Here is a 22,419-nt window from a genome sequence, read left to right as displayed (position 1 = left end):
AGTGAGAAATTATCTCTATTTCCTTGTCGGGGGCGCTGAATCGTTAATAAATTGAAAAACCATAAAAAGATTTTCTGATGACAGCACCGGAATGATTGGTTAAAGTTTTCGGCATTCCTGTTAACTGGTGTTTTTTTCATCTGTTTTAATCTGTTACCACTGCTGGAGCCGCATGCCAAACTCAAATCACAATCTGGGCCGCCGTCGTTTATTGCAGGGGGTTGCCGCAAGCTGGTTGCTGAGTGTGAGTCGCACAGGTTTCGCTGCCTCATCGCATGTCATTGCCGTACGCGTTTGGCCTTCCTCCACCTATACCCGGGTGACGCTCGAATCTAACGTTGAACTGAAATATAAGCAGTTTGCGCTGACCAATCCCGATCGTGTGGTGGTGGATATTGAAGGCGTGCAGCTCAACAGCGTGCTGAAGGGCATTGTGGGCCAGGTACGTGACGACGATCCCTACCTGAAACAGGCGCGCGTTGGTCAGTTTGATCAAAACACCGTCCGGTTGGTGCTGGAGCTTAAGCGCAGCGTCAGCCCGCACATGTTCACTCTGGCGCCGGTGCCGGAATACCGCAATCGTCTGGTGATGGACTTGTACCCGAGCAAGGGCGGCAGCGGCGAAGACTATGATCCGCTGCTGGCGTTACTGGAAGATTACAACAAGGGCGATCTTGAGCGTACGTTGCCGGCGGAAGCGCCACAGGCCGGTAAGGCGGGGCGTGACCGACCGATTGTTATCATGCTGGATCCCGGTCACGGCGGTGAAGATCCAGGAGCGATTGGTAAATTCAAAACCCGTGAAAAAGACATCGTATTGCAGATTGCGCGCCGGCTAAGCACGCTAATCAAGCGTGAGCCGAATATGAAGGTGTTTATGACGCGCAATGAAGACGTCTTCATTCCGCTGAAGGTGAGGGTGGCGAAGGCGCGTAAGCAGCGTGCTGACCTGTTTGTGTCCATCCACGCCGATGCCTTTACCAGCCGGGCCGCACGTGGATCATCGGTATTTGCGCTGTCGACCAAAGGTGCCACCAGTTCGGCGGCGAAGTTCCTGGCGCAGACCCAAAATGAATCCGACCAAATCGGCGGCGTAAGCAAAAGCGGTGACCGCTACCTGGATCACACCATGTTTGATCTGATACAAACCGCGACCATCAATGACAGCCTGAAATTCGGTAAGGAAGTGCTGAACCGAATGGGTAAAATAAACCGTTTGCATAAGAATCGTGTCGATCAGGCCGGTTTTGCGGTATTGAAAGCGCCGGACATCCCTTCAATTCTGGTTGAGACGGCGTTTATCAGCAACATCGAAGAAGAACGCAAGCTGCGTACCACACATTTCCAGCAGCAGGTGGCGGAATCTATTCTGGCGGGTATCAAGGCGTACTTTGCCAACGGTGGTGCGGTAGCGCGCAGATAAATTAGGGAGATGTACTGAGGCTTTTCTGTCTATTGGAAGTAAAAATATTTCATTTTTCAAATTCTTAGTGAGAAAGTGGCTTCGCGCACCTTCCTGTTAAACCCGTTTAGTTACCCGCTTATTGGCCGTGTCCGAGACAGTGAGCGGCCACAACAGTCGTTATCCCCCATCTAAATCCCTATGCAAACTGCGACTTCGATTGCCGCCTGGTCGGCGAAACCGCAAATATTCGTTTGTCGATAAGCTCATGCGCTCAAAAATCAGCCTCGAACATTGACAGTGATTAAAAAATATATTTTATTAAAAAATATATTTTTGTGTCATGTCGAAAAGGATCTCCCATGTCAGCGTCTGTAAATGAAGGAAAACAGAGTATCCAGGATATGGTAGACAGAGTGGGGACGCGTCGCGGCCAGCTCTTTTTGCTGACTTTATGTGCGCTTTGTCTGATGTGTGATGGTTTCGATATCCAGGCTATGGGGTATGCCGCACCAGCAATTCGAGATGCATGGTCGCTCGAAACGGCATTGCTGGGTCCGGTATTTAGCGCCGGTTTGGCCGGCATTGCTATTGGGGGTTTTGCACTTGGGTGGCTGGCCGACAGGATCGGCCGAAGGCCGTCTATCATTTCTGCCACGTTGGTTTTCGGCGTGTTCACACTTTGTTCGGCCTTTGCGCAGAATATTAATCAACTCACGGTATTTCGTTTCCTTGCCGGCATAGCCTTAGGTGGCGTCATGCCAAACTGCATTGCGCTGGTGGTCGAATATAGCCCCTTGCGTCAGCGTGCGACCTATATCACCACCATAAGCTGCTTTTTTGCTATTGGCGGCGGGCTTGGCGGCATTGCCGCTGCCTTACTGATCCCCCAATTCGGCTGGCGAGCTGTTTTTATGCTCGGTGGTCTTGTGCCTATTATCTTGGCGATTTCTATGTGGGTGTACCTGCCGGAATCGGCACAATGGATGTTGAGGTGTGGAAAAGGGAAAAAGGCGATTCGTTCAACCCTGCGTAAAGTGTTTTCCGAGCAGCAAGTACTTAGTGTTGACCTTTCCGTCGGTCATGTTGGTACGGTGCGAGCCAAGGCAACGGTGGTTGATCTCTTTAGCGACAATCGAGCCACCTTCACACTGCTACTTTGGCTGGTGAACTTTATGAATCTTATCGATCTCTACTTTTTGGCCAACTGGTTGCCAACCCTTATCAAAGACGCCGGTCTGTCGCTGGAAATAGCCAATTTGGCAACGGGGGCATTACAGTTTGGCGGAGTTTTGGGCACCCTGGCGCTTGGCCGTCTCATTGACAAATTGGGTGCTTACACGGTACTCATCACCGGTTTTTCGATCGCAGCCCTTTCAATAGCCGCCATCGGTTTTGATCCGAAAAACCTGCTTATGCTTTTCAGCTCCGTCTTCGTCACGGGAATTTTCGTCGTCGGGGGCATGCCGGGTGTGAATACGCTTTCGGCAAACGGGTATCCAACATTTTTGCGCTCAACCGGCGTGGGCTGGGGATTGGGGATCGGACGGGGGGCTTCTATGCTCGGCCCATTATTGGGTGCTGCGTTGATTGCCCGGCATTGGATAGCTTCTGACTTGTTGTTGCTTGCGGCCGTGCCCGCGGTGATATCTGCATTGGCTGTATGGGGGATGTGGCTGCAAAAACGCGAAAGCCATTATGATTGATAAGCGGGACTCTGGTTTGGTGTCATTTACGTGTGGGATGGTTCTGTCCGATCGCGGTGAATCAGCTTTTGGCGGATTTCAGATACAAAAAAACACCCGTTAAGGTGCTTATTTGTAGTCATCAAGATTGGTTGCGGAGGCCGGATTTGAACCGACGACCTTCGGGTTATGAGCCCGACGAGCTACCAGGCTGCTCCACCCCGCGTCCGTCTTAATGCTTGTATTATCGAAACCAACAATTCATGTGATACCGCTGGTACAGTATCTGTTGGTTGCGGAGGCCGGATTTGAACCGACGACCTTCGGGTTATGAGCCCGACGAGCTACCAGGCTGCTCCACCCCGCGTCCGTATAATACTTTCTTTTTCATCGAATCCAACACTTTATTTGATACTGCCTCTGGCAATATCGGTTGGTTGCGGAGGCCGGATTTGAACCGACGACCTTCGGGTTATGAGCCCGACGAGCTACCAGGCTGCTCCACCCCGCGTCCGATGGAAGCGCACTATACTCTCCGTGCATTTTGTTGCAACCCTTTTTGCATTTAATTGAACTAAAACAGTCTTTCTGCTGGATTAGTCCGCAATCTGCGTTCTTTTTCATCGTTATTGCCCCTGGGGCTTTTTTTATTGGCGGCGATTCCTTTATCTATGGGCGTTTGTTATCGTTCGCCGGTAGATCATATATGTAGAGAGTGTGCGCGATGAAAGGACGTTGGGGCAAATACCTGCTGGGCGGGTTAATGGTAGCGGTACTGGCGGGCTGTTCTTCCAAGCCGACCGACCGGGGACAACAATATAAGGATGGTCACCTGGATCAGTCGCTGGAGTTGGTGAACCAACCCAACGCCAGGGGCGTACCGGTTAATGCCAAGGATTACTCGGATCAGCTGATGGAGATTAAATATGCCTCTCCTTCACTTTTTAATCGCAACAATACTACCTTCCAGGCGGTACAAAGCTGGATGGCATCCGGTGCCGACACTCGCACTCTGAACCAATACGGCCTCAGCGCTTACCAAATGGAAGGCGTGGACAGCTATGGCAACGTGCAGTTTACCGGTTACTACACGCCGGTGCTGCAGGCACGTTATACCCAGCAGGGCGAGTTCCGTTACCCGCTGTACCGCATGCCGCCAAAAGGTAAAGGCCGTCTGCCCGATCGCGCGGGCATTTACTCGGGCGCACTGGATGACCGCTATATTGTGGCGTACACCAACTCGCTGATGGACAACTTTATGATGGAAGTCCAGGGCAGTGGTTATGTGGATTATGGTAACGGCCAGCCGTTGGTGTTCTTCGGCTACGGCGGCAAGAACGGCCATGCGTATCGCAGCATTGGTAAAGTGCTGATCGATCGCGGTGAAGTGGCCAAAGCGGATATGTCGATGCAGGCTATCCGCCAATGGGCGGACACCCACAGCGCCGCCGAAGTGCGCGAGTTGCTGGAGCAGAACCCTTCCTTTGTCTTCTTCCGTCCTGAAGCCTTTGCGCCGGTACGGGGTGCCAGCGCCGTGCCGCTGGTTGCCAAGGCGTCGGTGGCTTCCGACCGCTCACTGATCCCGGCGGGTACCACGCTGCTGGCAGAGGTGCCGCTGCTGGACAACAAGGGTAAATTCACGGGAAAATATGAGATGCGCCTGATGGTGGCTCTGGACGTGGGTGGGGCGATCAAAGGCCAGCACTTCGATATGTACCAGGGTATCGGGCCGGATGCCGGTCACTCGGCCGGTTTTTACAATCACTACGGCCGCGTTTGGGTGCTGAAAGGCGCCAACGTTAACGCGCCGTTGTTCACCAGCCAGAACGGTTCCGCTTCCGGTGGTTCGCTGTTGGTTACCCGTTAACGGTTAATGGGTTAGATCCGCAAGGGCCGGGCTTTCCGGCCCTTATCATTTGCAATGTTAAGGTATTTAAAGCGTTATGAGCACAGCCTATTCTGAAGCCTATCTGCAGCGTTTTGGCGGCACGGCACGTTTGTACGGTCAGCAGGCCCTGGCGCTGTTTGCCCAGGCGCACATTTGCGTGATTGGCATCGGTGGCGTGGGCTCCTGGGCGGCAGAGGCGTTGGCGCGCACCGGTATCGGCGCTATTACGCTGATTGATATGGATGATGTCTGCGTCACCAACACCAACCGCCAAATTCACGCGCTGCGTCAGCATGTGGGCCAGTCAAAAACGGAAGTGATGGCGGAGCGTATTCTGGCGATCAACCCGGAGTGCCGGGTGACTTGCATTGACGACTTTATTACTGCGGACAACGTTGCAGAGCTGCTGAATAACAATTTTAGCTATGTCATCGATGCGATTGACAGCGTGAGGCCGAAGGCGGCACTGCTGGCCTATTGTCGCCGTTACAAGATCCCGGTGGTCACTACCGGCGGTGCAGGTGGTCAGATAGATCCGACCCAGATTGCAGTGGTCGATCTGGCCAAAACCATTCAGGATCCGCTGGCGGCCAAGCTGCGTGAGCGGTTGAAAAATGATTTCAACGTGGTGAAGAACAGCAAGGGCAAACTGGGCATCGACTGCGTATTTTCCAGCGAACCGCTAGTTTATCCGCAGCCGGATGGCAGCGTTTGCGCATCGCGCAGTACCGCGGAAGGGCCAAAACGAATGGATTGCAGTGCGGGATTTGGCGCGGCAACCATGGTTACCGCTACCTTTGGTTTTGTTGCCGTTTCCCATGCGCTGAAGAAGATGGTGGCGAAAGCCGCACGTCAGGCGTAGCGAGCGGCCATTTCCTTCACGGCAGCAGCCAGTGCTGCCAGCCCGCTGGCTCGGGTGGCGCTGAGTTGAGCGCGTAACGCCAGTTGTTCAAACAGTGCCAGGGGATCCATCGCTGCTATCTGCTGCGGCGTTTTTCCTTCTACCGCCGTTAGCAGTATCGCCAACAGGCCGCGCACGATGCGGCCTTCGCTGTCGCCATAAAAGTGCAGCGTGCCGTCCGCCAGTAACTGATGCCCCAGCCAGACCCGATTCTCACAGCCGCTCAACTCCATTTCCGCTGCGCGTAATGCCTCTGGCAGCGGCGGCAATTGTTTCGCCAGCATGATCAGTTGGCGATAGCGATCTTCCCACTGTTTCAGAGCGGTAAATTTTTCGACCAGCGCTTCGGCGGTGATTTCGCGGCCAAAAGGATGGGGGGCAAGCATAGTGTCTCCGGGATTCAATTAATCGGCCAGCAGGTCGATGGCGCTCTGCAGTGCGGCTACCAGGGTATCGACGTCTTCCCGCGTGTTGTATGGCGCAAAGGAGGCGCGCAGCGTCCCACTGACACCCAGCGCTGCCATCAGTGGCTGAGCGCAGTGCTGACCGGCCCGCAGCGCGATCCCTTGTTCTGCCAGCAGGGTGACGATATCGCTGTGATGGATACCGGCAATATCAAACGCCAGTAAGCTGGAACCGGAACAACGGAAGCTGCGGAACCCCGGCAATTGCGCCAATAGTTGCTCGGCGAGATCGGCCAGTTCGCGGCTGTATTGTTCGGCTGCTGCCAGATCCTGCGTACCAAGCCATTCCAATGCGGCGGCCAATCCCAACACACCGGCGATATTCGGCGTACCGGCTTCAAAACAGTGCGGCGGTTTTTGCGGCGTGAAGCCGTCGAAGGACGCCTGAGTCAGCATCTTGCCGCCACCTTGCCAGGGGGCCATCTGCGCCAGCAATTCGCTTTTACCGTATAGCGCACCGATACCGGTGGGACCATAAAGTTTATGCCCGGAGAAAGCGTAGAAATCGATGTTAAGCCGCTGAACGTCAGCCGGACAGTGGACTATGCCCTGCGCGCCGTCGATCATCACCAGAGCACCGGCACTATGGGCAAGCCGGATGGCCAACTCCAGATCCGGACAACCGCCGGTGACGTTGGACATTTGGCCCAGTGCCAGCAGGCGGGTTTTATCGCTCAGCAGTTTTGGTAATTGGGACAGATCCGGCAGGCGGTCTGCACCCAGCGGCAGTTTCACCACCCGAGCGCCAGTTTGTTCCGCCACCATCAGCCAGGGGATCAGGTTGGCGTGGTGTTCGGCCTCGCTCACCAGGATTTCGTCGCCGGGCTGCAGTCGGGGGCGGGCATAGCTCTGCGCCACCAGATTGATGGCCTCTGTGGTGCCGCGGGTCCAGATAATGTCGTCGGCTGAAGGAGCATGGACCAGCGTAGCGACCTGTTGGCGAGCCTGCTCGAAGCGTGCGGTCAGATCCTGCGCCGCTCGATGCTGGCTGCGGTGCACGGTAGCGGCATCGTCACGGTAAAACTGCTGTGTGGCATTGATGACCGCCAGCGGTTTCAGCGCGGTGGCGGCGCTGTCGAGATAAATGCCCGCTTGCTGCAAGGCAGGAAACTGATTACGAAAGGCGATGGGATTAAAAGGTGTCATAACCTGATTGTCACTGGCTTGAGTCAATGGCCGATCCTGTCTTATTTTACCGCCAGAGACAAGCTATCCCGCATATTAGGATTCATCGGCTGGAAATTATAGGTAAGTTTGTTATGCTGTTAAGTGCGCACTAAGTCATGGCGTTAAATAACATAAAAGGTTTTTACAGCATTTAAAACTACAAGGAGTCCACAATGAAGAAAACAGCCGCAGTTATCTCTGCCCTGATGCTAACGTTTACCCTGGCCGCCTGCTCCAGCAACTACGTGATGCAGACCAATGATGGACGCACCATTGTCGCTAAAGGAAAACCCGCGTTGGATAACGACACCGGGATGATCAGCTATAAAGACGCCAACGGCGTTGAGCAGCAGATCAACCGTTCAGACGTGAAGGAAATGGTTGAAAACGACCAATAACGCCGGGCAAAAAAAAAGCACCGCAAAGATTGCGGTGCTGCATAAAATCACTATGGACAGACAGGGTAAATGTACAGGAAGTGAAAAACAGTAGCTTAGCTACCACGTCTGGATTGCCAGACAATTTGCAAACACAACATCACAACCACAAGCCAAAAGTTCATCGGCGTCCTCGACACCCACTCCCTTTTCGTTCCGGCCCGGGAAGTGCCGCCACTATAGGTATTTACTGGCGCATGCTCAACGGACAATTTATAATGGCTCGGATTAAAAAAACTAATGGTAGCGCTTTGCTGTCTGGTGCCTATCGCACGGCAGACAACGCCGCCTGATTTTTTATGCCGAATCACTCGGATTATTGTTACACAAAAGTAGCTAATAAATGTCTAAACGCTTACCACCTCTTAATGCACTGCGGGTCTTTGACGCGGCTGCCCGTCACCTGAGTTTTACCAAAGCGGCAGAAGAACTGTTTGTCACCCAGGCCGCGGTGAGCCACCAGATCAAGTCGCTGGAGGACTTCCTCGGCCTGAAGCTGTTTCGGCGCCGCAACCGCTCGTTGTTGCTGACGGAAGAAGGGCAAAGTTATTACCTGGATATCAAAGAAATTTTCACCTCAATCAATGAGGCCACCCGCAAGCTGCAGGCACGTAGCGCCAAGGGGGCATTAACCGTCAGTTTGCCGCCGAGTTTTGCTATTCAGTGGCTGGTGCCACGCCTGTCCGGCTTTAACTCAGCTTATCCGGGAATCGACGTGCGTATCCAGGCCGTGGACCGCGAAGAAGACAAGCTGGCGGATGATGTCGACGTGGCGATTTTCTATGGCCGCGGCAACTGGACCGGATTGCGAGCCGAACGTTTATACGCGGAATATCTGTTGCCTGTGTGCTCCCCGAGCCTGCTGACCGGGGAACATGCGTTAAAAATGACGAGCGATCTGGCTTATCACACGCTACTGCATGATACTTCACGCCGCGATTGGCTGGCCTATACCCGTCAGTTGGGGTTGCAGCACATTAATGTGCAGCAGGGGCCTATTTTCAGCCATAGCGCGATGGTGGTTCAGGCGGCGGTGCATGGGCAGGGGATTGCGCTGGTGAATAACGTGATGGCGCAGACCGAGATTGAAGCCGGGCGTTTGGTTTGTCCGTTTAACGAGGTTTTGGTCAGTAAAAATGCTTTTTATCTGGTATGTCATGACAGTCAGGCAGAACTGGGTAAAATAGCCGCCTTTCGTCAGTGGATCCTGGCTCGGGCAGCCAGCGAACAAGAAAAGTTCCGCTTTCGCTACGAACAATGAGGCCGGTCGCCACTTTGCCGCAGCCGGTTTTCTTCAATAAAGGTAAATAACGATGAGCAGTCGTTCAATGCTGATTTTTGCCGCTATCAGTGGCTTTGTATTTGTTGCTCTGGGCGCGTTTGGCGCACACGTTTTAAGTGGCACCCTGGGTGCCAACGAGATGGTCTGGATCCGTACCGGACTGGACTATCAGGGGTTTCATACCCTGGCGATCCTGGCGCTGGCGGTGGCAATGCAACGCCGCGTCAGCCTGTGGTTTTACTGGAGCGGAGCGTTATTGGCGCTCGGTACCGTATTGTTCAGCGGCAGTCTGTACTGTCTGGCGCTGTCACACCTGAAGTTCTGGGTTTATATCACGCCGATTGGCGGCGTGTGTTTCCTGAGCGGTTGGGTATTGATGTTGATTGGCGCTTTGCGTCTGAGGAAAAAGGCCGAGCGCCATGAATAGACTTGCGTTGTATTGCCGTCAAGGCTTTGAAAAAGAGTGTGCGGCAGAAATTACCGCCAAGGCTGCCGAACTGGAAGTGTTCGGTTTCGCCAGAGTAAAGGATAACAGCGGCTACGTGCTGTTCGAGTGCTACCAGCCGGATGACGCCGATCGCCTGGCGAAGGAAATCCCGTTCCGTGAGCTGATTTTTGCCCGTCAGATATTGGTGGTTGGCGAGTTGCTGCGCGATTTACCACCGGAAGATCGGGTTTCTCCAATTGTTGGCATGCTGATTGGCGTAGTCGATCGTGGCGGTGAGCTGCGCGTGGAAGTGCCGGATACCAACGAAAGCAAAGAACTGCTGAAGTTCTGTCGCAAACTGACGGTACCGTTGCGTACTGCGATGCGTGAGCAGAAGGTGTTGATGGCGCGTGAGAACAAGACCCGCCCAGTGGTGCATGTGTTCTTTATCGCTCCGGGGTGTTGCTATGTGGGTTACTCCTTCAGCAACAACAACTCACCGTTCTATATGGGCATTCCGCGTCTTAAGTTCCCATCCGATGCGCCGAGCCGTTCTACCCTGAAGCTGGAAGAGGCGTTCCACGTGTTCATTCCTGCCGATGAGTGGGAAGAGCGTTTGGCCAGCGGTATGCACGCGGTCGATCTGGGCGCCTGCCCGGGTGGCTGGACCTATCAACTGGTGCAACGCAGCATGATGGTGCACGCGGTGGATAATGGCACCATGGCACAGAGCCTGATGGATACCGGCCAGGTGACGCATCACCGCGCCGACGGTTTTAAATATGAACCCTCCAGCAGCAAGATTTACTGGCTGGTGTGCGACATGGTTGAGAAGCCGGCGAAGGTGACCAGCCTGATGATCCAGTGGTTGGTGAAAGGCTGGTGCCGTGAGGCGATCTTCAACCTGAAACTGCCGATGAAAAAACGTTACGAAGAGGTTTCGCAGAATCTGCTGGCCATCAAGGAAGCGTTGGATTCGGCGGGCATCAGTTCAGAAATTCATGCCAAACAGCTGTATCACGATCGTGAAGAAGTTACCGTGCACGTTCGCCGTATGTGGTCGGCCGTGGCAGGCCGTCGCGACGAGCGCGATTAAATGACAGGGCGCTGTTTACAGCGCCCGTGATTAAACCGGTAACCGCAGTTGCTGCAGGTTGCCGGTTAACGTCAGATCGGTGCGCAAGGTAGCGACTCTTTTGCTGACATAGGCCATCTCGCGATGCTGTTCCAGCTTGCCGCGCCATTTTTCCGGCACCTGTTCCAGACTTTGATATAACCCATCCAGCGACCCTGCCTGCTGTAACAGCAATACCGCCGTCTTCGGCCCAATACCCGTCACGCCGGGGATTTTGCTGCTGCTTATTCCCGCCAGCCCCCAGTAATCCGCCAACTGCTGTGGTGATACGCCGAACTCTTGCTGCACAAACGGCATATCCAGCCAACGTTTTTGGAAATAATCGCGGATCTGCACGCTGGGTGCCAACAGTTGGCAATAGCCTTTGTCGGTGGACACTATGGTCACCTGATGGCCGCCGCCTGCAACCTTGGCGGTCAGCGTTGCCGCCAGATCGTCGGCCTCATTGCCAGGAGAGTGCCAACAGGCAACGCCAAGCGCTTCAAATGCTTGCCGTAACTGCGGCATTTCCTGCTGCAAATTGTCCGGCATTGGCGAACGTCCTGCCTTGTAGTCGGGCAGGATTTGGTGGCGCCAGCTTTCGCTGCGGTCGTCCTCATCGAACACCGCCACGGCGTGCGTTGGCCGACTGTGCTGGATCAACTGCTGCAGTGCGTGCTGGCAAGCATTCACACAGGGGGACCCTTGCACGGCATGTATGCGGCGGATCAGGTTGAGGGCATCGACAATCAGTAGGTGTATCATCATGGGCTTACAAGGTCAGAAAAAAGAAGGGCGGTTATTAGGCCGCCCCGGATTGCTCATTACGCGACTATTTCGTAACAGGGCACATAAGCGGTGCCTGGCAATTTCATCCGGTGCTGGGCGACAAAGCCCTGCAGCAGACTGTCCATTTGCTTCATCATCTGTGGTTCGCCGTGCAGCTTGTACGGACCGAACTGTTCGATGGCATGAATGCCATTTTCCTTCACGTTACCGGCGACGATGCCGGAAAACGCGCGGCGCAGCGCGGCAGCCAACTGTTCGGCCGGCTGGTCGGGATACAGGTTGAGATTGGCCATATTTTCATGGCTTGGCTCAAACGGCAGTTGCAGATCCGGCGCAATGCGGATCGACCAGTTAAAGCTGTAGGCATCGCCGGTATTACGGCGGTTCTCTTTCACCAGCGGCATGGCTTTTTTCATCTGACGCGCCACTTCGGCCGGATCGTCGATGATGATGGTGTAGTGACGGCGCGCTTCGTCTCCCAGCGTGTTCATGATGAACTCATCCAACACCTGGAAGTAGTTGGCGCTCTCTTTTGGCCCGGTGAGGATCAGCGGCAACACCTGTTCGCTGTTCTCCGGGTTCATCAGGATACCCAGCAGATAAAGCAGCTCTTCTGCCGTGCCGACACCGCCCGGGAAGATGATGATGCCATGGGCGATACGGACGAAGGCTTCCAGACGCTTTTCAATGTCCGGCATGATCACCAGCTCATTGACCAATGGGTTTGGTGGCTCAGCGGCGATGATTGACGGCTCGGTCATGCCGATAAAGCGGCTGTTGTGGTAGCGCTGTTGGGCATGGCCTACGGCCGCGCCTTTCATCGGCGCCTCCATGGCGCCCGGCCCGCAGCCGGTACAGATATTCAGCTCGCGCAGGCCCAGTTGGCTACCGACCGTACGTGCGTACAGGTATTCGTTTTCGTTGATCGAGTGACCACCCCAGCACACCACCAGATTAGGATCTTCATCAAGGTGCAACGCACGGGCGTTGCGCAGGATAGAAAACACCAGGTTGGTAATGTGGGTCGAGTTTTCCAGATTCAGATGCTGGAAACGGCCGGCGCTGTCGATCTGCCCGTGAACGAACAGGATATCGCGCAGCACGGCAAACAGGTTGGCCTGCAGCGAACGGATGATTCGCCCGTCAACGAAGGCGTCTTCCGGCGGATTCACCAGTTCAAGTTTGACCCCACGCTCACGGCGCAGGACGTTAATATCAAAGGTTTCGTAGCGTGACAGCAGCTGTTTGCTGTTGTCGGTCTGGCTGCCGGAGTTCAGGACGGCCAGCGAACAGTTGCGGAACAAACGGTATAGATCGCTGCTGGCGGTACGCTTCAGCATGTCTACTTCCAGCTGCGACAGCAAATCCATAGAGCCAAGCGGGCTGATGTGTGTAATCAAGGTAACTCCTTTGCACCCGGAAAGGGGCAGTAGTAATCCATACGCAGCAGAACAGCATCTCGTTATAGTTAGCGCACGGCAGCAACATCATCGTTTGCCTGCCGGAATGCCCAGCGCTCCTGATTTAACCTTACCGCCGTCCCCTGTTTTTTACCAATACAAACCGCTCGTTAGCTCAGTTGTTGAGCACTGTTTCGCACTATTGGCGTGCCAGACGGCCATGTGACGGGACAAAGTCAGTGTTGCTGCGCCATGGATTGATGTCCAACCCGCCGCGACGGGTGTAGCGTGCATACACCGTCAGGCTTTGCGGCTGGCAGTAACGCATCAGGTCGTTAAAGATGCGCTCGACACATTGTTCGTGGAATTCATTGTGATGACGGAAGGACACCAGATAACGCAGCAGCGCCTCGCGATCGATCTGCGCACCACGATAATCTATTTGCACCGAACCCCAGTCCGGCTGGTTGGTGATCAGGCAATTGGACTTCAACAGATGGCTGACCAACTGCTCTTCTACCTGCAGGGGACCGGTGGCATTTTGCAGATAATCGGCATTGAACTCGTAGTTATCGATACGGATGTCCTGGTTATCGATGCATTCGCCATCTAACCGGGCGATCGGGCTGCCTTCCAGTTGAGCTACGCGGAACAATGAGACGCTGACCTCGCCCTGAGCGCAGGCAGACAGATCGCGCTGCAAGGTATTGCGCACCGTCTCCCAGTCGCTGAAAGGCGTTTGGTTAAAGCTGTTGAGGTAAAGTTTGAAGCTCTTGGACTCAATCAGGTTGATGCTGTCAGCAGTCAGGCTGATCTCTCCGACGGCCACCTGCGGCAAGCCGTTGTCGTTCAGCCAGGAGAGTTCGTACAGCGTCCAGATATCGGCCCCGTGGAACGGCAGGTTATCCGGATACAATCCCAGCGGCTCACGGTTCATACTGCGCGGTACCGCCTGCAACAGCGTGGCGTCGTAATGGTCGCGGTACGCGGTGGCTTTGCCCAGTGTCAGTGCCGACAGGGCGTGATGGTCTTGGTAGGAGGACATCTGCTGTCACCTTGGTAATAGATAGGTACAATGGTTGCCAGTTTACCGTATGCGAGAAAAAATATGGACCATGATGTACCGCACGCCCTGCGTGAATTTACCCAGCGCTATGTTGACCTTTGGCAGCAACAGCGCGGTCATGCCCCAGCCAGCCAGGATCTGTACGGTGTGCCGTCGCCTTGCCTGGTAGAAAATCGTGATGACGAAGTGCTGTGGTTGCCCCAGCCGTTTACCCCGGCGGCGACGCTGGAAAAGGTAGAGACCGCGCTCGAGCTGCGCTTGCAGCCGGATATCAACCTGTTTTATACCCAGCAGTATGCCGGTGACATGAGCGCCCAGTTTGGTGAGCACCATGTGACTCTGTTGCAGGTGTGGAGCGAGGACGACTTTATTCGTCTGCAGGAAAACCTGATCGGTCATCTGGTGACGCAAAAGCGCCTGAAACTGTCGCCAACGCTGTTCCTGGCAACCACCGAATCAGAAATGACCATGGTCTCGTTGTGTAACGTCAGCGGCAATGTGGTTTTGGAGCAGTTTGGCAGTGATAAACGCACTTTGCTGGCGGCTTCGTTGGGCAATTTCCTCGATGCATTGCGCCCGACGTTGGGGGTTTGAGCCTTTTTGCCCCGAAGTCCGTGTGCGAGATCTCTCACACGGGCTGTGAGAGATCGCTTTTAATTTTTCCCTCGCGGCAGCTTAGGTACGGTTTATTGTTATCCAGATCAATTGGTTAGATTTTCTTTAGGATAACTCTTAGCATTAATTTCCTGTCAGCCAGCCAGTAAGCTCTTGTGAACCCGGGATAATTAAGCGATCTTATGTTCACCGAAAGGGATACGGTGGAGCAGGAAGCATCAGGATGATGCAGCTTCAGGATGAAGAAGTGGATGCGCTCAGTGAAGAGCGGAGGACGGCGTCAGGAGATGCCAGGATGTTTCAGGATTGAAACCAGGGACACCTCCAGGATGGAGATTGAGAGCCGGCACAGGATGGTTGGCGGGTCATGAAGACTGAGGAACCGCGTCAGGATGATGCTACAGGATAGAGCCAGGATGGTTTTGGTCAGGATGGCCGCAGGAAAAGTTTTCAAGGATTGAGCAGGGAGCACACTGTGTAGCGGGACTGCTATAAAACGAACCGAGGGCACTGTTAGCGCAGTGCCCTCAACTTTTTATAGGGGTTCATGCTTTAAGTATCAAGAATACTTAACCCTGCTTGCATTCATCTCAGTTATTAACCAATCGCACCCAGCGTATCGCCATCGCCCTGTCTTTTCGGTAACAGGAACAGCGTGGCGTAGATATCCAGCAAATAAATTGCCGCCAGCAGGCTGATCGCCGCAGTGAACGAAACCTGCGTCACCAACGCGCCGATGACCAATGGCCCCAGTCCGCCGACGCCTCGCCCCAGGTTAAACAGAATATTTTGTGCCGTGGCACGCGCCTGAACCGGGTAGGTATCGGAGATCAATGCGCCGTAGCCCCCAATCATGCCATTAACGAATAACCCCATCAGCGCTCCGGCAAACAACATCAGCGTGGGGTCACTAAGCTGTGCGTAGACCACCACCATCACCACCGCGCCAATCTGATAGCAGATAAAAATCTTCCAGCGGCTGAAGCGGTCGGCCAACACGCCAAATAGCCAGATGCCAAAGGTCATCCCGATCACCGTGACGCCTGTCCACAGGCCGGATTTGGTCAGTGAGAATCCGAAGTTTTTTGCCAGGTAGGTCGGCATCCAAATCATCAGCCCGTAATATCCGAAGTTCTGCACCGAGCACAGAATGAAAATGCCGATACTGGCCTTGCTGGTCGCACGATCCTTGAATAGCAGCTTTATGCGCTGGGCGAATGACAGTTGCTGGCCGGTATTTTGCTGACGGACGAACTCTTCCGGCTCACCCAGAGTGCGGCGGATCAGGAACGACACCAGCGCCGGTAACAGCCCAACCAGGAACATGCCACGCCAGCCGATATGGGGCAGCAGCAGTGGGGTAAGGAACGCCGCCGCCAAGACGCCTAGCTGCCAGCCCATACCCACATAGGCCGAAGCGCGATTGCGTTTCTCTGCCGGCCAGGCTTCGGCGATCAGCGCCATGCCGATACCGAACTCACCGCCGAGTCCGATGCCCGCCAGCGTGCGGTAGGCGAGCAAATCCCAGTAGCCTTGCGCCAGCGCGCACAGACCGGTAAACAGTGAGAACATCAAAATTGTAATGGTCAGCACCCGGATACGGCCAAAGCGATCGCTGAGGTGGCCGAAGATCACGCCGCCCAGTACCGCGCCGATCAGCGTCCAGGTGACCAGTGAACCGGCGGCGGAGGAGCTTAGCCCCATTTCAATACTGATGGCCGGCAGCATAAAGCCGAGGATCAGCAGGTCAAAGCCGTCCATGGCGTAGCCGGTGACCGAAGCCACCATGGCTTTGCCGGGCGTGGCGTGATTTTTTGTCGGAGTGATTGCAGGCATCTGTCTAATCTGTGTGGTTTATTTGGTGAACATATTGTGCCGTGTGAGCGTGCCGGCCACCAGTTCAAATCTATCTTGGCCATCAACTCAGCTGGATTTGGGCTATAAAAAGTAAAATGCTATGCTTTGCCGCCTTTCAGCCGCGCCGCTGAATATCATGGTTTAAACAGATCGGGAATGCAGATGAGTATACAAAATCAGGTTCGCCTTAGTTTGCAGGCGATTGAACAATCAATGCGAGAGCTGGCGCTGTGGCAAGCTACGCCGCCCGAGCCTGAAGCCTTCGCCAGCCCCGAGCCATTTTGCATTGACAGCATGTCGGCCGAAGCCTGGTTGCAATGGGTCTTTCTGCCACGCATGTACGCGTTGCTGGATGCGGGAGCGCCGCTGCCGACACGTTTTGCCATCACGCCTTATTTCGAAGAGGCGTTGAAAGATAACGATCCCAACTGCATGCCGCTATTGGTGTTGTTGCAGCGCCTGGATAACATGCTGAATAAAGAGCTGCAATAATGCTTGAGATTCTCTATCAGGATGAGCATTTGGTGGCAGTGAACAAGCCTTCCGGCTGGTTGGTACACCGCAGTTGGCTGGATCGCCATGAAACCCGGTTTGTGATGCAAACCGTACGCGATCAGATTGGCCAGCACGTGTTTACCGTGCATCGCCTCGATCGGCCTACCTCTGGGGTGCTGTTGATGGCGCTGTCCAGTGAGGTGGCACGGTTGCTGTCGCAGCAGTTTGAACAGCATCAGATGCAGAAAACCTATCACGCGGTGGTGCGTGGTTACGTGCTGGAAGGCGCGACCATTGATTACCCGCTGACGGAAGAGCTGGACAAGATCGCCGACAAGTTTGCCTCGAAAGACAAAGGCCCGCAGCCGGCGGTCACTCATTATCGGCCGCTGGCGCAGGTAGAAATGCCGGTGGCGATTGGTCGTTATGAAACCGCGCGCTACAGCCTGGTTGAGCTGAAGCCGGAAAATGGCCGTAAGCACCAGTTGCGCCGCCATATGGTGCATATCCGCCATCCGATTATTGGCGACAGCAAACACGGTGACCTGAACCAGAACCGGGGTATGGCCCAGCATTTTGGCTGTCCACGCCTGATGCTGCACGCCAGTCATCTGCAACTGAATCATCCGGTGACCGGTGAACCGCTGCATATTTCCGCGCGCTGGGATGAACCCTGGCAGGGAGTCATGTCACAGTTTGGCTGGACAGAGAGTCTCCCTGAGCTTGCCAGGGTTGAGTTTCCTTCGGCTAGCGGTCAGGATAACTGATCATTTTCAAAGATATTTAAGGGAGTAGGGGCAATGGCTCAGGTTGGAATCTTCGTGGGAACGGTCTACGGCAACTCGTTATTGGTGGCGGAAGAGGCTGAAACTATCCTCAGCGAGCAGGGCCATGAGGTCAAACTGTTTGAAGAAGGCACGCTTGAGGCCTGGCAGTTTTACCGTCAGCACTACGCGCTGGTGATTACTTCAACGACCGGCCAGGGGGATTTGCCGGACAGCATTGCACCGCTGTTTCACGCTATCCGAGACCAGGTTGGCTACCAGCCGGAGCTGCGCTATGGGCTGATCGCGCTGGGTGACAGCAGCTACGACAATTTCTGCGGTGCCGGACGTGCGTTTGATGCGCTGCTGCAGGAGCAAGGGGCCACCCGCGTGGGTGAGGTGCTGGAAATCGATGCGATGGAACAGCCTGAACCGGAAGTGGTTTCTTGCCCGTGGGTTGAGAAGTGGGGCACGTTGCTGAAATAGAATTACCCGTCGTCTGTAGGGGCGAATATATTCGCCCCGATTAATACGGGCGCAGTATGCTGCGCCCCTGCAATCTGTAGTATCAGTTCGCTGAACTCTTACTTACCGCGAGTCAGTTTTTCCAGATCGGATTCGATCTCGGCAATCTTGTGGGAGACCACGCCTTCCAGATGACGCAGGTCATCAAGAATTTTGCGCTTCAGATCGACTTCCACCTGATCGCGCTGGCATAGCTGATCCAGTTCATCAATGACGTAGCGAAGGTTCGGGTTAATTTCGTGGATTTCTTTATAACCCTGGCCGGCATTGTCCGCCACCACCGTTTTGCGCTGGCGCGGATATTTGAATTTCACGCTCTTGGCAAAGAATTCGCCTTTATCCTTGCGGAAATAAATCTTAAGAATGTCGTTATTGGCCTCCTGACGCAGGCTATAGCGATCGACATCTTCCGGTTGATTGATTCCTAAGCTTTTCAGGTTGTCATACATAATAGCGCCACCTTATAAATAGACTATATTCCACGGTCTGGGATTATGGCGAATAACCGCGCCAGAGACTGTGACAGCTCACGTAATGAAGATAAAAAAATGGCGGGTGATTAACCCGCCATGTCTATTTTAGTCGATGGTACGTAATAACTCATTAATGCCGACTTTACCACGCGTCTTGGCATCGACTTTCTTGACGATCACCGCGCAATACAGGCTGTAAGAGCCATCTTTGGACGGCAGGTTACCGGAAACCACTACCGAACCGGCCGGTACGCGGCCGTAGTGCACTTCGCCGGTTTCACGGTCGTAAATGCGGGTGCTCTGACCCAGGTAGACGCCCATGGAAATCACTGAGCCTTCTTCCACGATCACGCCTTCAACCACTTCTGAACGCGCACCGATAAAGCAGTTGTCTTCAATGATGGTCGGGTTGGCCTGCAGTGGCTCCAGTACGCCACCGATGCCGACGCCGCCGGACAGGTGAACGTTTTTGCCGATCTGCGCGCAAGAGCCGACGGTTGCCCAGGTATCCACCATGCTGCCTTCGTCAACGTAGGCACCGATGTTCACGTAGGACGGCATCAGTACGGTATTGCGAGCGATGAATGCACCCTGGCGAACGGTGGCTGGTGGCACCACGCGGAAACCTTCTTTCTGGAAGCGTGCTTCGTCGTAATCGGCGAATTTCATTGGCACTTTGTCGTAATAACGGGTTTCGGCACCGTCCATCACTTTGTTGTCATTGATGCGGAAAGAAAGCAGCACGGCCTTTTTCAGCCACTGATGCGTTACCCACTGACCGTCAATCTTCTCGGCAACGCGCAGGGCGCCGCTGTCCAGCAGGGCGATCACCTGGTTTACCGCTTCGCGCGTTACGGTGTCTGCGTTCGCCGGGGTGATTTCCGCACGGCGTTCGAAGGCGTTTTCAATAACGTTTTGTAATTGCTGCATGCTGTTCTCTGTCCTGATGTTGTCTACGAAAAAGTTACTTGTATCACATTTTATCGTTTGGATTGAGGGCCTCTGTCAACCGTTGTTCCAACTTTCTGCGCGTTTCCGTGTTAAGGGCGCGTCGATCGCTGTCGGCCAGAATAAATAAATCCTCAACCCGCTCGCCGATAGTGGAGATGCGAGCGCCGTGCAGCGACAGGCCGAGATCGGCGAACACTTCGCCCACCCGAGCCAACAGACCTGGCTGGTCGAGCGCGGTCAGTTCCAGATAGCTGCGGCGGTCGGTATGGGTCGGCAGGAAGCTGACTTCGGTCGGCACGCTAAAATGGCGTAGCTTGGAAGACGGCCGGCGCACGCGCGGTGGCTGATATTCCCGCTGGGTAATGGCCTGTAACAGTGCGTGGCGGATCGCCGTGTGGCGGTCCTGTGCCAGCGGGCTGCCGTCCGGCTCCAGCACGATAAAGGTATCCATTGCCATGCCGTCGCGGTTAGTGAAGATCTGCGCGTCATGTACGCTCAGGTTACGGCGATCCATCTCACCGGCCACGGCGGCAAACAGGTAAGGGCGATCCGGACTCCAGATGAAAATTTCCGTGCCGCCACGTGTTGCCTGTCGGCTGACCAGCACCAGCGGCTTGGTGGAATCATGGGCCAGCAAATGGCGGGCATGCCAGGCCAACTGGTTGGGTGAATGACGCAGGAAGTAATCGGCGCGGCAGCGGCTCCAGATACGGTGCAGCGCCTCCTCGTCGATATTGTCCATGCGCAGCAACGCCAAAGCCTGCAGGCGATGATGGCGCACGCGCTCGCGCAGGTCCGGGCTGTTTTGCATGCCGCGGCGCAGCTGTTTTTCGGTGGCAAAATACAACTCGCGCAACAGGCTCTGTTTCCAACTGTTCCACAGGGTTTCGTTGGTGGCGCAGATATCCGCCACCGTCAGGCAGACCAGATAACGCAGGCGGGTTTCGCTCTGCACTTCGGCGCTGAACTGCTGAATAACGGTCGGATCCTGAATGTCGCGGCGTTGGGCGGTCACCGACATCAGCAGATGACAGCGCACCAGCCAGGCGACCAGTTGGGCCTCGCGGGAATTGAGTCCATGGACTTCGGCAAACTCCAGCACGTCCTGCGCGCCGAGGATTGAATGGTCGCCGCCGCGCCCCTTGGCGATATCGTGGAACAGTGCGGCCAGCAGCAGCAGTTCCGGGTTTGGCAGGCGCGGGTACAGTTCGACACACAACGGATGACGCGGCCGGGTTTCGGCATCGGCAAAGCTTTCCAGCTTTTGCAGGACGCGAATGGTGTGTTCGTCGACGGTGTAGGCATGGAACAGATCGAACTGCATTTGCCCGACGATTTTGCCCCACTGCGGCATATAGGCCCATAGCACGCTGTGGCGATGCATCGGCACCAACGCACGGGAGACCGCACCCGGATGGCGCAGTATGGCCATAAACAGTTCGCGCGCCTCAGGAATGGTGCACAGCGGCTGTTTCAAATGGCGGCGCGCATGACGCAGCTGGCGCACGGTGGTGGAATAAATGCCTTTGATCTCGCGGTTGCGTACCATCAGGTAGAACATCCGCATGATGGATTCCGGCTGGCGGATAAACAGCGTTTCATCACGCAGGTCGATAAGATCGCCGCGCAGTTGGAAATCGTCGTTCAGCGGGCGCGGTTTTTCCGTTGCGTCCAACGCCAGAATGGCCTCGTCGAACAGCTGCAGCAGCATATGATTCAGCTCGCCGACGCGGCGCGTCATGCGATAAAAATCCTTCATCATGCGTTCAACCGGTTCGTTGCCTTCCCCCTCATAACGTAGCAACTGTGCCACGTTGAGCTGGCGATCAAACAGCAAACGGTTGTCGTAGCGCGGCAGCACCAGGTGCAGTGCAAAGCGGATACGCCACAGGAAGCTCTGGCATTCGTTCAGCTCGTTGCGTTCGGCCTGGGTAAGAAAACCGAAGCCGACCATTTCGTCCAGCGAGGTGGCGCCAAAGTGACGACGCGCCACCCACAGCAAGGTGTGAATATCGCGCAGGCCGCCGGGGCTGCTCTTGATATCCGGTTCAAGGTTGTAGCTGGTGCCGTGGTATCGCTGATGGCGTTCCTGCTGCTCAACCACCTTGGCGTGGAAAAATTGCGGGGAGGGCCAGAAACCATCGCTGAAGATATGCTTTTGCATTTGCAGAAACAGCGCGACATCGCCGCAGATCATCCGCGATTCAATCAGGTTGGTGGCGACGGTCAGGTCCGCCAGCCCTTCCAGCAGGCATTCTTCCAGCGTTCGCACACTGTGGCCGACTTCCAGCTTCAGGTCCCACAGCAGGGTGATAAATTCCCCCACGCGTTGGGATTGCTGTTCATTCAGGCGGCGCTGGCTGAGCACCAGTACGTCGATGTCCGAGAGCGGGTGTAGCTCGCCACGGCCATAGCCGCCAACGGCAACCAGCGCGGTTTCCGGAATATCCTCGAATCCGTGGAAGACCCACAGGCGGCGCAGCAGGCGGTCGATAAAGTCGCTGCGGGCCGCCACCAGGCTTTCGGCGCTGGAACCGGCGTTGAACGCGGCCGCCAGCCATAATTGGAACTGCTCCAGGCGTTGTTTCAGCGCAATGCAGTTAATTTCCTCATCGCCATAGGCGTTGGGATATTCAGGCTGCAGCGGTACGGCCTGAGGCGAAATGACCGAGGTGTCTTGTTGGCGAAAGTTTTCAGACATAATACGCAGCCCATAA

At 55.1% G+C, this 22,419-nt stretch carries 21 protein-coding genes and 3 tRNA genes; 12 read left to right on the top strand and 12 right to left on the bottom strand.

The genetic code is table 11. The features are described 5' to 3' along the window. The first annotated feature begins 172 nt into the window (after positions 1-172). Both amiC and FCL49_RS22550 read left to right on the top strand, forming a co-directional pair. Positions 173-1,423 carry an N-acetylmuramoyl-L-alanine amidase AmiC gene (gene amiC / locus FCL49_RS22555; protein ID WP_174355210.1) on the top strand — a complete coding sequence of 417 codons (1,251 nt, stop codon included), beginning with the start codon at positions 173-175 and terminating at the stop codon, positions 1,421-1,423. Positions 1,424-1,764: 341 nt separating this feature from the next. Further along, positions 1,765-3,108 (top strand): MFS transporter, encoded by a 1,344-nt coding sequence (locus FCL49_RS22550; protein WP_174355209.1) that lies wholly within the window; start codon positions 1,765-1,767, stop codon positions 3,106-3,108. A 128-nt stretch (positions 3,109-3,236) separates the two neighbouring features. On the opposite strand, the gene FCL49_RS22545 is transcribed toward FCL49_RS22550, so the two are convergent. From FCL49_RS22545 to FCL49_RS22535, 3 genes are all read right to left on the bottom strand, one after another. Then, a tRNA-Met gene (locus FCL49_RS22545) sits at positions 3,237-3,313 on the bottom strand. Between the two features lie 64 nt (positions 3,314-3,377). Next, a tRNA-Met gene (locus FCL49_RS22540) sits at positions 3,378-3,454 on the bottom strand. A 67-nt stretch (positions 3,455-3,521) separates the two neighbouring features. Then, a tRNA-Met gene (locus FCL49_RS22535) sits at positions 3,522-3,598 on the bottom strand. Positions 3,599-3,811: 213 nt separating this feature from the next. Here FCL49_RS22535 and mltA point away from each other — a divergent pair. Together mltA and tcdA are read left to right on the top strand one after the other, a co-directional pair. Continuing rightward, a complete protein-coding gene (gene mltA / locus FCL49_RS22530; RefSeq protein WP_153859263.1) occupies positions 3,812-4,954 on the top strand; it encodes a murein transglycosylase A in 1,143 nt (380 codons plus the stop codon). Positions 4,955-5,030: 76 nt separating this feature from the next. Next, a complete protein-coding gene (gene tcdA / locus FCL49_RS22525; RefSeq protein ID WP_012146512.1) occupies positions 5,031-5,837 on the top strand; it encodes a tRNA cyclic N6-threonylcarbamoyladenosine(37) synthase TcdA in 807 nt (268 codons plus the stop codon). Here the strand turns inward: tcdA and csdE are convergent. Continuing rightward, entirely contained in the window at positions 5,828-6,262 is a 435-nt protein-coding gene (gene csdE, locus FCL49_RS22520) for a cysteine desulfurase sulfur acceptor subunit CsdE (RefSeq protein ID WP_174355208.1), read from the bottom strand. The two genes, tcdA and csdE, sit on opposite strands and share 10 nt — an antisense overlap. Positions 6,263-6,280: 18 nt before the next feature. Then, a complete protein-coding gene (gene csdA, locus FCL49_RS22515) occupies positions 6,281-7,486 on the bottom strand; it encodes a cysteine desulfurase CsdA (protein ID WP_174355308.1) in 1,206 nt (401 codons plus the stop codon). 194 nt (positions 7,487-7,680) lie between these two features. On the opposite strand from csdA, the gene FCL49_RS22510 reads away from it, so the two are divergent. The 4 genes from FCL49_RS22510 (at position 7,681) to rlmM (ending at position 10,749) form a co-directional block, all read left to right on the top strand. Further along, positions 7,681-7,905, top strand: coding sequence for a YgdI/YgdR family lipoprotein (locus tag FCL49_RS22510; RefSeq protein WP_174355207.1), 225 nt, complete (start codon positions 7,681-7,683; stop codon positions 7,903-7,905). A gap of 382 nt (positions 7,906-8,287) precedes the next feature. Beyond that, the gene (locus FCL49_RS22505; protein WP_012146508.1) at positions 8,288-9,205 is read left to right on the top strand and encodes a transcriptional regulator GcvA; all 918 of its coding nucleotides are present in this window, start codon (positions 8,288-8,290) and stop codon (positions 9,203-9,205) included. A 52-nt stretch (positions 9,206-9,257) separates the two neighbouring features. After that, positions 9,258-9,653, top strand: coding sequence for a DUF423 domain-containing protein (locus tag FCL49_RS22500; RefSeq protein WP_135317758.1), 396 nt, complete (start codon positions 9,258-9,260; stop codon positions 9,651-9,653). Next, a complete protein-coding gene (rlmM, locus tag FCL49_RS22495; protein WP_174355206.1) occupies positions 9,646-10,749 on the top strand; it encodes a 23S rRNA (cytidine(2498)-2'-O)-methyltransferase RlmM in 1,104 nt (367 codons plus the stop codon). Before FCL49_RS22500 ends, rlmM begins: the two co-directional genes overlap by 8 nt. A 30-nt stretch (positions 10,750-10,779) precedes the next feature. Here the strand turns inward: rlmM and xni are convergent, their stop codons facing one another. The 3 genes from xni to queF form a co-directional block, all read right to left on the bottom strand. Continuing rightward, positions 10,780-11,535, bottom strand: a complete 756-nt coding sequence (xni, locus tag FCL49_RS22490) for a flap endonuclease Xni (RefSeq protein ID WP_174355205.1) — start codon at positions 11,533-11,535, stop codon at positions 10,780-10,782. Between the two features lie 56 nt (positions 11,536-11,591). After that, positions 11,592-12,956 (bottom strand): nucleotide 5'-monophosphate nucleosidase PpnN, encoded by a 1,365-nt coding sequence (gene ppnN, locus FCL49_RS22485; RefSeq protein WP_174355204.1) that lies wholly within the window; start codon positions 12,954-12,956, stop codon positions 11,592-11,594. Between the two features lie 199 nt (positions 12,957-13,155). Continuing rightward, positions 13,156-14,001, bottom strand: coding sequence for an NADPH-dependent 7-cyano-7-deazaguanine reductase QueF (gene queF / locus FCL49_RS22480; RefSeq protein WP_174355203.1), 846 nt, complete (start codon positions 13,999-14,001; stop codon positions 13,156-13,158). A 63-nt stretch (positions 14,002-14,064) separates the two neighbouring features. Here queF and syd point away from each other — a divergent pair, with 63 nt between their 5' ends. Further along, on the top strand, positions 14,065-14,616 hold the full coding sequence (syd, locus tag FCL49_RS22475; protein ID WP_153859269.1) for a SecY-interacting protein: 552 nt from the start codon (positions 14,065-14,067) through the stop codon (positions 14,614-14,616). A 618-nt stretch (positions 14,617-15,234) separates the two neighbouring features. Here syd and FCL49_RS22470 read toward each other — a convergent pair. Next, complete coding sequence (locus FCL49_RS22470) at positions 15,235-16,473, bottom strand: MFS transporter (RefSeq protein WP_174355202.1); 1,239 nt, start codon at positions 16,471-16,473, stop codon at positions 15,235-15,237. Between the two features lie 183 nt (positions 16,474-16,656). On the opposite strand from FCL49_RS22470, the gene FCL49_RS22465 reads away from it, so the two are divergent. The 3 genes from FCL49_RS22465 to FCL49_RS22455 are packed head-to-tail and all read left to right on the top strand — an operon-like array spanning position 16,657 to position 18,239. Further along, entirely contained in the window at positions 16,657-16,986 is a 330-nt protein-coding gene (locus tag FCL49_RS22465; RefSeq protein WP_167796679.1) for a YqcC family protein, read from the top strand. Beyond that, positions 16,986-17,756 (top strand): tRNA pseudouridine(65) synthase TruC, encoded by a 771-nt coding sequence (truC, locus tag FCL49_RS22460; protein ID WP_174355201.1) that lies wholly within the window; start codon positions 16,986-16,988, stop codon positions 17,754-17,756. Before FCL49_RS22465 ends, truC begins: the two co-directional genes overlap by 1 nt. Before the next feature lie 33 nt (positions 17,757-17,789). After that, positions 17,790-18,239: a flavodoxin gene (locus FCL49_RS22455; RefSeq protein WP_037418462.1), complete on the top strand. Its 450-nt coding sequence runs from the start codon at positions 17,790-17,792 to the stop codon at positions 18,237-18,239. A gap of 98 nt (positions 18,240-18,337) precedes the next feature. On the opposite strand, the gene FCL49_RS22450 is transcribed toward FCL49_RS22455, so the two are convergent. From FCL49_RS22450 to glnD, 3 genes are all read right to left on the bottom strand, one after another. Beyond that, positions 18,338-18,727 carry a DUF3461 family protein gene (locus FCL49_RS22450; protein WP_006318690.1) on the bottom strand — a complete coding sequence of 130 codons (390 nt, stop codon included), beginning with the start codon at positions 18,725-18,727 and terminating at the stop codon, positions 18,338-18,340. A 129-nt stretch (positions 18,728-18,856) separates the two neighbouring features. Further along, a complete protein-coding gene (dapD, locus tag FCL49_RS22445) occupies positions 18,857-19,681 on the bottom strand; it encodes a 2,3,4,5-tetrahydropyridine-2,6-dicarboxylate N-succinyltransferase (protein ID WP_012146497.1) in 825 nt (274 codons plus the stop codon). Between the two features lie 43 nt (positions 19,682-19,724). Further along, positions 19,725-22,403 (bottom strand): bifunctional uridylyltransferase/uridylyl-removing protein GlnD, encoded by a 2,679-nt coding sequence (glnD, locus tag FCL49_RS22440; RefSeq protein ID WP_174355200.1) that lies wholly within the window; start codon positions 22,401-22,403, stop codon positions 19,725-19,727. Positions 22,404-22,419 lie beyond the last annotated feature (16 nt).

The organism is Serratia proteamaculans (assembly GCF_013337185.1).
GTDB lineage: Bacteria > Pseudomonadota > Gammaproteobacteria > Enterobacterales > Enterobacteriaceae > Serratia > Serratia proteamaculans_D.
The sequence above is the reverse complement of the archived record's forward strand: the minus strand, read 5'-3'. Positions and strand labels throughout refer to the sequence as shown.

What these genes read in the sequence shown, in the direction of transcription:
- glnD (WP_174355200.1), bottom strand. Translation starts at nt 22,403, where the DNA reads ATGTCTGAAAACTTTCGCCAACAAGACACCTCGGTCATTTCGCCTCAG.
- FCL49_RS22510 (WP_174355207.1), top strand. Translation starts at nt 7,681, where the DNA reads ATGAAGAAAACAGCCGCAGTTATCTCTGCCCTGATGCTAACGTTTACC.
- amiC (WP_174355210.1), top strand. Translation starts at nt 173, where the DNA reads ATGCCAAACTCAAATCACAATCTGGGCCGCCGTCGTTTATTGCAGGGG.
- FCL49_RS22500 (WP_135317758.1), top strand. Translation starts at nt 9,258, where the DNA reads ATGAGCAGTCGTTCAATGCTGATTTTTGCCGCTATCAGTGGCTTTGTA.
- rlmM (WP_174355206.1), top strand. Translation starts at nt 9,646, where the DNA reads ATGAATAGACTTGCGTTGTATTGCCGTCAAGGCTTTGAAAAAGAGTGT.
- FCL49_RS22550 (WP_174355209.1), top strand. Translation starts at nt 1,765, where the DNA reads ATGTCAGCGTCTGTAAATGAAGGAAAACAGAGTATCCAGGATATGGTA.
- truC (WP_174355201.1), top strand. Translation starts at nt 16,986, where the DNA reads ATGCTTGAGATTCTCTATCAGGATGAGCATTTGGTGGCAGTGAACAAG.
- syd (WP_153859269.1), top strand. Translation starts at nt 14,065, where the DNA reads ATGGACCATGATGTACCGCACGCCCTGCGTGAATTTACCCAGCGCTAT.
- csdA (WP_174355308.1), bottom strand. Translation starts at nt 7,486, where the DNA reads ATGACACCTTTTAATCCCATCGCCTTTCGTAATCAGTTTCCTGCCTTG.
- FCL49_RS22470 (WP_174355202.1), bottom strand. Translation starts at nt 16,473, where the DNA reads ATGCCTGCAATCACTCCGACAAAAAATCACGCCACGCCCGGCAAAGCC.
- csdE (WP_174355208.1), bottom strand. Translation starts at nt 6,262, where the DNA reads ATGCTTGCCCCCCATCCTTTTGGCCGCGAAATCACCGCCGAAGCGCTG.
- xni (WP_174355205.1), bottom strand. Translation starts at nt 11,535, where the DNA reads ATGATGATACACCTACTGATTGTCGATGCCCTCAACCTGATCCGCCGC.
- tcdA (WP_012146512.1), top strand. Translation starts at nt 5,031, where the DNA reads ATGAGCACAGCCTATTCTGAAGCCTATCTGCAGCGTTTTGGCGGCACG.
- FCL49_RS22465 (WP_167796679.1), top strand. Translation starts at nt 16,657, where the DNA reads ATGAGTATACAAAATCAGGTTCGCCTTAGTTTGCAGGCGATTGAACAA.
- FCL49_RS22450 (WP_006318690.1), bottom strand. Translation starts at nt 18,727, where the DNA reads ATGTATGACAACCTGAAAAGCTTAGGAATCAATCAACCGGAAGATGTC.
- dapD (WP_012146497.1), bottom strand. Translation starts at nt 19,681, where the DNA reads ATGCAGCAATTACAAAACGTTATTGAAAACGCCTTCGAACGCCGTGCG.
- FCL49_RS22505 (WP_012146508.1), top strand. Translation starts at nt 8,288, where the DNA reads ATGTCTAAACGCTTACCACCTCTTAATGCACTGCGGGTCTTTGACGCG.
- mltA (WP_153859263.1), top strand. Translation starts at nt 3,812, where the DNA reads ATGAAAGGACGTTGGGGCAAATACCTGCTGGGCGGGTTAATGGTAGCG.
- FCL49_RS22455 (WP_037418462.1), top strand. Translation starts at nt 17,790, where the DNA reads ATGGCTCAGGTTGGAATCTTCGTGGGAACGGTCTACGGCAACTCGTTA.
- queF (WP_174355203.1), bottom strand. Translation starts at nt 14,001, where the DNA reads ATGTCCTCCTACCAAGACCATCACGCCCTGTCGGCACTGACACTGGGC.